Below are 8,510 nucleotides of genomic sequence, written 5' to 3'. Positions count from 1 at the left end.
CCGGCCCCGCCTTCGCGGGGGCCGGGGCGGGGGCCGCGATGCCCGAGTTCCGGCGGGCTCCCGTGGGCCTGCACGAACTCGGCGCCGTGGTGGAGCGGGTGCGGTCGTCCGTGGAGAGCGTGATCGAGGGCAAGCCGGAGGCGGTGCGGGTCGCCCTGACGGTGATGCTGGCCGAGGGGCACCTGCTGATCGAGGACGTGCCCGGGGTGGGCAAGACCATGCTGGCCAAGGCGCTGGCCCGGTCGGTGGACTGCACGGTCCGCCGGATCCAGTTCACCCCCGACCTGCTGCCCTCCGACGTCACGGGCACCAACGTCTTCGACCAGAACCGGCGGGACTTCGAGTTCCGGCCCGGCGCCATCTTCGCCCAGATCGTGGTGGGCGACGAGATCAACCGCGCCTCGCCCAAGACCCAGTCGGCGCTGCTGGAGTCCATGGAGGAGCGCCAGGTGACCATCGACGGCACCAGCTACGAGCTGCCGTCGCCGTTCATGGTGATCGCCACCCAGAACCCGGTGGAGATGGAGGGCACCTACCCGCTGCCCGAGGCCCAGCGCGACCGCTTCATGGCCCGCATCTCCATCGGCTACCCCGGCCCCGAGGCCGAGCTGGCCATGCTGGACACCCACGGCGGCGCCTCCCCGCTGGACGACCTGCAGCCCGTGGCGCACGCCCACGACATCCTGAAGCTGATCGACGCCGTACGGACGGTGCATGTCGCGGACACGGTGCGCCGGTACGCCGTCGAGCTGGTCGGCGCCACCCGTACCTCCCCCGAGCTGCGGCTGGGCGCCTCGCCCCGCGCCACCCTCCACCTGCTGCGCGCCGCCCGGGCCGCCGCCGCGCTGGAAGGCCGCGACTACGTGCTGCCGGACGACGTGCAGGCGCTGGCCGTACCGGTGCTCGCGCACCGCCTGCTGCCGACCGCCGAGACCCAGCTGAGCCGGCGCTCCACCGAGCAGGTCGTCCGGGACCTGGTGCAGCGGCTGCCGATCCCGCGTCCCTTCGGCGACCAGAGCGCGCCGCTGCGGAGGGGCTGAGGTGGCCTCGAAGGGCACCGAGCAACCGTCGAGCCTGCGTACCGGCCTGCGGGGGATGACCACCCGCGGCCGCTCCTTCCTGGCCGCCGGGCTCACCGCGGTCCTCTGCTCCTATCTGCTGGGCCAGGACGCCCTGCTGCGGGTGGGGGTGCTGCTGGCCGCGCTGCCGCTGGCCTCCGTCGTGCTGCTGCTGCGCACCCGTTACCGGGTGGCGAGCGGCCGCCGGCTGACGCCGCAGCGGGCCCCGGCCGGGCAGGAGGCCCGGGTGCACCTGCGGGTGGACAACGTCTCCCGGGTCCCCACCGGGCTGCTGATGCTGGAGGACCGGGTGCCGTATGTGCTCGGCCCGCGTCCGCGCTTCGTGCTGGACCGGGTGGAGCCGCGCGGGCACCGGGAGGTCTCCTACCGGGTCCGCTCCGATCTGCGCGGCCGCTATCCGCTGGGGCCGCTGCAGCTGCGGCTGTCCGACCCGTTCGGGATGTGCGAGCTCACCCGCGCCTTCACCACGGCGGACATCCTCACCGTGGTGCCGCAGGTGCAGCCGCTGCCGCCGATCAGGCTGGCCGGGGAGTGGACCGGCTACGGCGACAACCGGTCACGGGCGGTGGCGCTGGCCGGCGAGGACGACGTGGTGCCGCGCGGCTACCGGCACGGCGACGACCTGCGGCGGGTCCACTGGAAGTCCACCGCCCGCTACGGCGAACTGATGGTGCGCCGCGAGGAGCAGCCGCTGCGCTCCCGGGCGACGGTGCTGCTGGACACCCGCGAGACCGCCCATCGCGGCACCGGACCGGGTTCCTCCTTCGAGTGGGCGGTCGCCACGGCCGCCTCGGTGGCCGTGCACCTGCTGGAGCGCGGCTATGCGGTCCGGCTGCTCACCGACACCGGCCTCTCGGTGCCCGAGACCGGCACCTCCGAGACCGGCGGCTCGGTGTCCGACGCCTCCGGGCTGATGCTGGACACCCTGGCCGTGGTGCAGCTCTCCGACGGCACCGGCCTGTCCCGCGCCGAGCAGGTGCTGCGGCTCGGCGGCGAGGGCCTGGTGGTGGCGGTGCTCGGCGCCCTGGACGAGGAGCAGGTGGCCGGCCTGGGGCGGCTGCGCCGGCGGGCCGGCGCAGCGGTGGCGTTCCTGCTGGACACCGGTACCTGGACCGGGCTGCGCCATGTGCTGCCCGGGGTGGGCGGGGACGACACCGCCACCCAGGAGCGGCTGCTGCGCGAGGCAGGCTGGACCGTGCTGCGGGCCGCCGCCGGGGACTCGGCCGCCGCACTGTGGCGGCTGGCCGACCGCAGCGCCCAGGGCGGCGGGGAGCCGAGCTTCACCGGGGGCGCGGCGCCGTCCCGGAGCGCCGAGGGAGAGGGGGGTCCGGCATGACGGGCCGTACCCGGCTGACGCTGGTCTCGGCGGCGGCCGTACTGCTGGTGTCGTTCTGCCTGACCCCGCTGCTCAGCGGTGCGGGCTGGCTGGTGCACGCCGCCTTCCTGATCGCGGTCACGGCGGGGGTCGGCGCGGCGGTACGGCGGCTGCCGGTACCCCGCCCGCTGATGACGGCCGTGCAGCTGCTGGTGCTGTTCTACCTGCTGCTGCTGGGCTTCGCCCGCGGCGCCCTGGTGTACGGGCTGCTGCCCGGCCCGGGGAGCGTGGACCGGCTGGGTCAGGTGCTGCAGAACGGCTTCGACGACATCAGTGCCTATGGCACACCCGCCCCGGGCACCCCCGGGCTGCGGCTGATCCTGGTGGGCTCGGTCGCGCTGATCGGGCTGGCCGTGGACACCCTGGCCGTCACCTACCGGCGCGCGGCGCTGGCCGGGCTGCCGCTGCTGGCGCTCTACTCGGTGGGCACCGGGCTCGGCGACGGCGGGGCGGAATGGCTGTGGTTCCTGCTGGCCGCGGGCGGCTATCTGATGATGCTGTTCTCCGACGGCCAGGACCGGCTGACCCGGTGGGGACGGGTCTTCCACGGCTCCGGCCGCGGCGGTACCGGCCCGGCGCCGCTCACCCGCAGCGGGCACCGGATCGGCGTCGTGGCCCTGGCCGTCGCCCTGGTGGTGCCGGCCTTCCTGCCGCGGCTGGGCGACGGCCTGGTCGCCGGCGGTCTCGGCCACGGCGGCGGCAAGGGCGGCGGCACCATCACCGCCATCAACCCGGTGGTCTCCCTGCAGGCCGACCTCAACCGCCCGGTCAACGTCGAGCAGCTGCGCTACACCACCACCTCGCAGAACGCCGGGAACATGTACATCCGGGTGGCGGTCTCCGACGACTTCAACGGCGTCGACTGGAAGCCCTCCCAGCAGAAGGTGGAGGACGTACCCCCGGTCCTGCCCAACCCCACCGGGCTCGCCGACTCGGTGGCCCGCACCGAGGTGGACACCAGGATCCAGATCGGCGACCACCTGCGGCAGGAGTGGCTGCCCATGCCCTACCCGGCGTCGCAGATCGACGTGCCGGGCGACTGGCGGTTCGAGCCCAACAGCCGGACCCTGGTGGGCGACAACGGGCAGAAGACCCTCGGGCTGTCGTACTCCGTGAAGAGCCTGGAACTGCAGCCCACCGCGGAGCAGTTGCGCAACGCGCCCGCACCGCCGGACGACATCGCGCAGCGCTACCTCAAGCTGCCCGGCAATCTGCCGCCCGTGGTGCGGACCACCGCGCTGGCGGTGACCCGCAACGCCGCCACCCCGTACGACAAGGCGGTGGCGCTGCAGGAGTGGTTCGCGGGCTCCGGGCTGTTCACCTACGACACCGAGGTGGAGGCCGGCACCGGTACCAACGCCATCGCCAAGTTCCTCCAGGACAAGCGCGGCTTCTGCGTGCATTTCTCCGCCACCATGGCCGCGATGGCCAGGACCCTGGGCATCCCCGCCCGGGTGGCGGTCGGCTACACCTCGGGCACCCTGCAGTCCGACAACAGCTGGCTGGTGGGCAGCAAGGACGCCCACGCCTGGCCGGAGCTGTACTTCGAGGGCGCCGGCTGGCTGCGCTTCGAGCCCACCCCCAGCCGGGGCATCGCCCCCGACTACACCCAGCAGCAGGCGTCCACCACCCCGGGCGGCGACCACCAGGAGCCCGCTCCCAAGCCCACGGCGCACCCCTCGGCCGGCCCCACCGCCGGCAGCAGCTGCACCGGACGGCTGCGGCAGACGGGCGACTGCGGCAACCACGACACCGCCACCCCGGCGGTCACCGTGGAGCAGTCCCCGTGGCCCACGGTGGGCGTCCTGGTGGGGATCGGCGTCGGGGCGCTGCTGCTGATGCTGCTGCTCACCCCGATGCTCTGGCGGATGCGGCTGCGCCGGGCGCGGCTGGGTCCGGGGGGCGGACCGCCGGACGGGGCCGCCGTACAGCCGGAGCTGACCGACCAGCAGGTGCTGGCCGCCTGGCAGGAACTGGTGGACTCGGCCTGGGACGTGGGGATCGCCCCGGACGGCGCCGAGACCCCGCGGCGCACCGTCGGCCGGATCGCTGCGGCCGCGCCGCTGGAGGGCGAGTCCAGGGAGGCCGCCGGCCGGGTGGCGCTGGCGACGGAGCGGGTGCTCTATGCGCGCACCGCGCAGCCGGCTCCGGGGCTGGACCGGGACGTCCGTACGGCCAGCGACGGCCTGCGGGCCGCCGCCGGCCGGCGGACCCGGGTGCGGGCGGTGCTGCTGCCGCCGTCGTCGATGCGGCTGGCCTGGCGGATCGCCGACCGGCTGGGCGCCGTACGGGACGCGGTGCAGAGCGGGGTGTGGGCGGTGCGGCGGCGGATCGCCGGCGTGGTGGTCCGCCGACGGCACCGGTGAGCGGCGCACCGGCGGAGCTGAGCGGCGCACCGGCGGAGCTGAGCGGCGCACCGGCGGCGGTGCGGGCCCGGGGGTTCCGGCCGGGGTGACGCGAAGGCGGGCCCGGGCAACGCGAAGGCGGTGGGCGGACAGTCCGAGGACTGTCCGCCCACCGCCTTCGACGTGGGCCCTGTGTCGCCTGTCGTCGGGGCCGCCGCGGTCAGGGACCCTGCTGCTCGTCCCTGCGCCGCTGCCAGCGCTGCTCGATACGGTCCATCATCCCGGCGCGGCGCTGGACGGGGGCGGATCTGGGGCCGCCCCCCGCGGCACCGCGTGGCGCGCGCTTCCATCCGGTGACGGCGAGGACGGCGCAGCCCAGCATGACCAGGAAGCCGACCACACTCACCGGCACGATCTGCGCGACCATGCCCCCCATCAGGAGGCCGATGCCCACCACGAACCCTGCGGCGGCGAGGTAGACGCGCCGGCGGGTGTAGGTGCGCAGCCCGGTTCCCTCAAGCGCTGTCGCGAACTTGGGATCTTCGGCGTACAGCGCTCGCTCCATCTGCTCGAGCAGTCGCTGCTCGTGCTCCGAGAGCGGCACGGAGTCCTCCTACTCGTCGGTCGCGGGGGCGACCGCCGCCACCCCTGGCGGGATGGCGAGTCCCTTCAGGATAGGCAGGGAGTCACTCCCGTGGAACCCACCCCATTGCAGACAGCCACAGCGCGGTTCCGGACGGTCGCGACTCCGCCATGCCATCCGGGCCCTGATGTGGTCCATATGCCCCATGCACCTGGCTGTCATGCTTCGTTGCTTTACCCAGATCATACGGTCCGCCGGCCTGTTGTGGAGGGGTCAACCGAAGGTGCGATGGACCACTCCGCCGAGGTGCGTGCCGTCGTCCCCCCAACGGACGAGGGGCCCGCGTGGTGCCCGGGGCCGCCGGTGGGCCGGTGGTCGATGAGGCTGGCGGGACGGACGGCGCCGTCCCCGAACCGGCGGCTCACCGCGTCCACCGTGCGCTCCACCTCCCGCCAGCCGTGCTCCCGCTCGCCCAGCGCGGGCTGCACGGCACGGCCCGCGGCGGACACCAGCCCCTCGGCGCGCAGCCCGACCAGCCGGATGCGGGCCCGCTGGAGATGCAGCGCACGGTGCAGCGCGGCGGCCGCCGCATGGAGATCACGGGCCAGGTCGACGGGCTCGGGCAGGGTGCGGGAGCGGGTGATTGTGGTGAAGTCGTGGAAGCGGATCTTCAGGGTGACGGTACGGGCGGCCAGCCGGGCGGCGCGCAGCCGGGCGGCGGTGGCCCCGGACAGGGCCAGCAGGGTGCGCTCCACCACCTCCGGGTCGTCGGTGTCGGCGGGATAGGTGTGCTCGGCGCCCAGGCTCCGCTCGGCCCGGTACGGAACCACCGGCCGGTCGTCCACCCCCTGGGCGAGACGGTGCAGTTGGTCCCCGGCGGCGGCCCCCAGCATCCGCCGCAGGGTGGCTCTCGGCGTGTCGGCGAGGTCCGCGACGGTGTGCAGCCCGAAGCGGCCCAGCAGCTCGGCGGTGCGCTCCCCCACCCCCGGCAGCCCGGCGGCCGGCAGCGGCCGCAGGAAGTCCGCCACCTGCTCCGGGGCCACCTCCCGCAGCCCGTCGGGCTTGGAAGCGGTGGCGGCCAACTTGGCCACCAGCTTGCTGGGGCCGATGCCGACGGACGCCGTGAGCGACTGCTCGGCGGCGATGGCGGCCCTGATGTGCCGGGCCAGGCCGAGCGGGTCCCCCGGTACTCCGGCCAGGTCGAGATAGGCCTCGTCCAGCGAGACCGGCTCCACCCTGCGGGCCAGGGAGTGCAGCAGCTCCATCACCCCGGTGGAGGCGAGGGCGTACTCGTCCGGGTCCGGCGGCAGGAAGACGGCCTGCGGGCAGAGCCGGCGGGCCCGGCCCACCGGCTGGCCCGCGTGCACACCGCGGGCACGGGCGTCGTAGGTCGCGGACATCACCACACCGCGCGGGCCGGCGGAGCCCACCACGACCGGGCGATCCTGCAGTTCGGGACGGCGGCGCAGCTCGACCGAGGCGTAGAAGGCGTCCAGGTCGACCAGCAGCACGGCGGAGGTCATGAGCCCCACCGCCGCCCGCGCGGGGCCGAAGCCGGAGGTGTCCCCTCCGGCCGGGGCCGGGGGGAGCCGCCCGAACCGCCGGGGACCGGGCCGCGGGGGACGCCCCAGGACGGCCGGGCACTCGGCGCGGCGGAGCCGGGCCGCCCGTACGACGCCTGCTCAGATCCGGTCCGGCCGGCCCTACTTGAGCTCGGCCAGCAGATGCAGCTGGGTGGCCGCGGCGTGGAAGGCGGGCTGCTGGGCAGCGGCCTCCTCCAGTTTGAGCAGCGCCTCCAGCGCACCGGGCTCGGAGTCGACCAGCACCCCGGGGACCAGGTCGGCGAAGACCCGGATGCCGTGGACGGAGGCCACATGCAGACCGGCGGCGCCGGCGAGGTCGGTGAGCTCGTCGACGGTGAAGCGGCGCGGCATGGGATCACCGGCGCCCCAGCGGCCCGACTCGCCCTCCAGCGCGTGGCGGGCCTCGACGAAGTGCCCGGCCAGGGCCCGGGCCAGCACGGCGCCGTGCCGGTTGGCGGCGAGCAGACTGACCAGGCCGCTCTTGCGCAGCACCGCGGTGATGCTGCCGAGGGCCTCGGCGGGGTCGTCCACGACCTCCAGGACACCGTGGCAGAGCACCACGTCGGTGCTGCCGGGCTCCACCAGGTCGGCCAGGGTCTGGGTGTCGCCCTGCACCGCGCGGACCAGGTCGGTGACACCGGCCTCGGCGGCGCGGCGCTCCAGGGCGAACAGTGCGTCGGGGCTGGGGTCGACCACGGTGACCCGGTGGCCGAGGCGGGCCACGGGCACCGCGAAGTTGCCGGTGCCGCCTCCGGTGTCCAGGACGTCGAGCACCGGGCGGTCCGACTCCTCGGCCCTGCGGTCGAGGGCCTCCCGCAGCACCTCCCAGACCACAGCGGTACGCAGGGAGCTGCGGGGGCGCGTCGGGTACACGGGGGGACTCCTCGGCAGGACGGGTCAGGACGGAACCACCTTAGAACGTCCGGCAGAGCACTGGCGCGGCGACTCATCCCGGACTCCCCGGACTGGAGTGCCAGAGCTTGCGCGGGGCGTCGCCGGCGGGCTCCCCCGCAGGCCGCAGGTCCGCGTACGGGGACTGGCGGAAGCCGCTGGGGTGGACCAGCACCCGGTGCCCGGGGGCCGCGGCGACGGGCTCGGGCGGGGTGGCGAGCAGCTCCCGCACGGCGTCGATGCCGCGCTGCTCCCACAGCTGCTGGAGGACGGTGAGATCCCAGGCGGCGCCTGCGGTGAGGGAGACCCCGCGCGGGCCGGTGCGGCGGACGGTGCCGCGGGCCAGCAGCAGCCAGGAGTGGAAGACGGTGGTGGCGTACGACTGCTGGGCGCGTTCGAAGAAGGCCAGGTCGACCGGGCCGGTCGCGTCGTCGAGGGTGGCGAAGACGACCCGGGTGCCGGTGCGCACGGGCGGGGTCTGGGTGGCGACCTTCACCCCGGCGACCAGGATCTCGGTGCGGTTGCGGGTGCGCAGCAGGTCGCGGGCGCGGGTGACGCCGAGTTCGGCGAGCAGCGGCTCGTAGAGGGCGATGATGTGGCTGCTCCAGTCCAGGCCGAGGATCTCGATCTCGGCCCGGATCCGCTCGGCGTCGC

7 protein-coding genes are annotated in these 8,510 nt (G+C 75.0%); 3 read left to right on the top strand and 4 right to left on the bottom strand.

All coding sequences use genetic code 11. From position 1 onward, the window contains the following. Window positions 1–38 precede the first annotated feature (38 nt). From AOK09_RS11010 to AOK09_RS11000, 3 genes are read left to right on the top strand one after another with little or no spacing between them, the layout of a single operon-like run. Window positions 39–1,040: an AAA family ATPase gene (locus AOK09_RS11010; RefSeq protein WP_055586970.1), complete on the top strand. Its 1,002-nt coding sequence runs from the start codon at window positions 39–41 to the stop codon at window positions 1,038–1,040. A 55-nt stretch (window positions 1,041–1,095) separates the two neighbouring features. Further along, on the top strand, window positions 1,096–2,415 hold the full coding sequence (locus tag AOK09_RS11005) for a DUF58 domain-containing protein (protein ID WP_079062945.1): 1,320 nt from the start codon (window positions 1,096–1,098) through the stop codon (window positions 2,413–2,415). Then, window positions 2,412–4,820: a transglutaminase family protein gene (locus AOK09_RS11000; RefSeq protein WP_055586968.1), complete on the top strand. Its 2,409-nt coding sequence runs from the start codon at window positions 2,412–2,414 to the stop codon at window positions 4,818–4,820. Before AOK09_RS11005 ends, AOK09_RS11000 begins: the two co-directional genes overlap by 4 nt. A gap of 199 nt (window positions 4,821–5,019) precedes the next feature. On the opposite strand, the gene AOK09_RS10995 is transcribed toward AOK09_RS11000, so the two are convergent. From AOK09_RS10995 to AOK09_RS10980, 4 genes are all read right to left on the bottom strand, one after another. Continuing rightward, entirely contained in the window at window positions 5,020–5,403 is a 384-nt protein-coding gene (locus AOK09_RS10995; protein ID WP_055586967.1) for a DUF3040 domain-containing protein, read from the bottom strand. Between the two features lie 221 nt (window positions 5,404–5,624). Beyond that, on the bottom strand, window positions 5,625–6,905 hold the full coding sequence (gene dinB, locus AOK09_RS10990) for a DNA polymerase IV (RefSeq protein ID WP_063795921.1): 1,281 nt from the start codon (window positions 6,903–6,905) through the stop codon (window positions 5,625–5,627). A 180-nt stretch (window positions 6,906–7,085) separates the two neighbouring features. Beyond that, window positions 7,086–7,838: a methyltransferase domain-containing protein gene (locus tag AOK09_RS10985; RefSeq protein ID WP_055586966.1), complete on the bottom strand. Its 753-nt coding sequence runs from the start codon at window positions 7,836–7,838 to the stop codon at window positions 7,086–7,088. 73 nt (window positions 7,839–7,911) lie between these two features. After that, a partial coding sequence (locus AOK09_RS10980; protein WP_055586965.1) for an OB-fold nucleic acid binding domain-containing protein occupies window positions 7,912–8,510 on the bottom strand: 599 nt, incomplete at its 5' end.

It is taken from the genome of Peterkaempfera griseoplana, from assembly GCF_001418575.1.
GTDB lineage: Bacteria > Actinomycetota > Actinomycetes > Streptomycetales > Streptomycetaceae > Peterkaempfera > Peterkaempfera griseoplana.
This window is presented reverse-complemented; position numbering and strand designations above follow the sequence as displayed.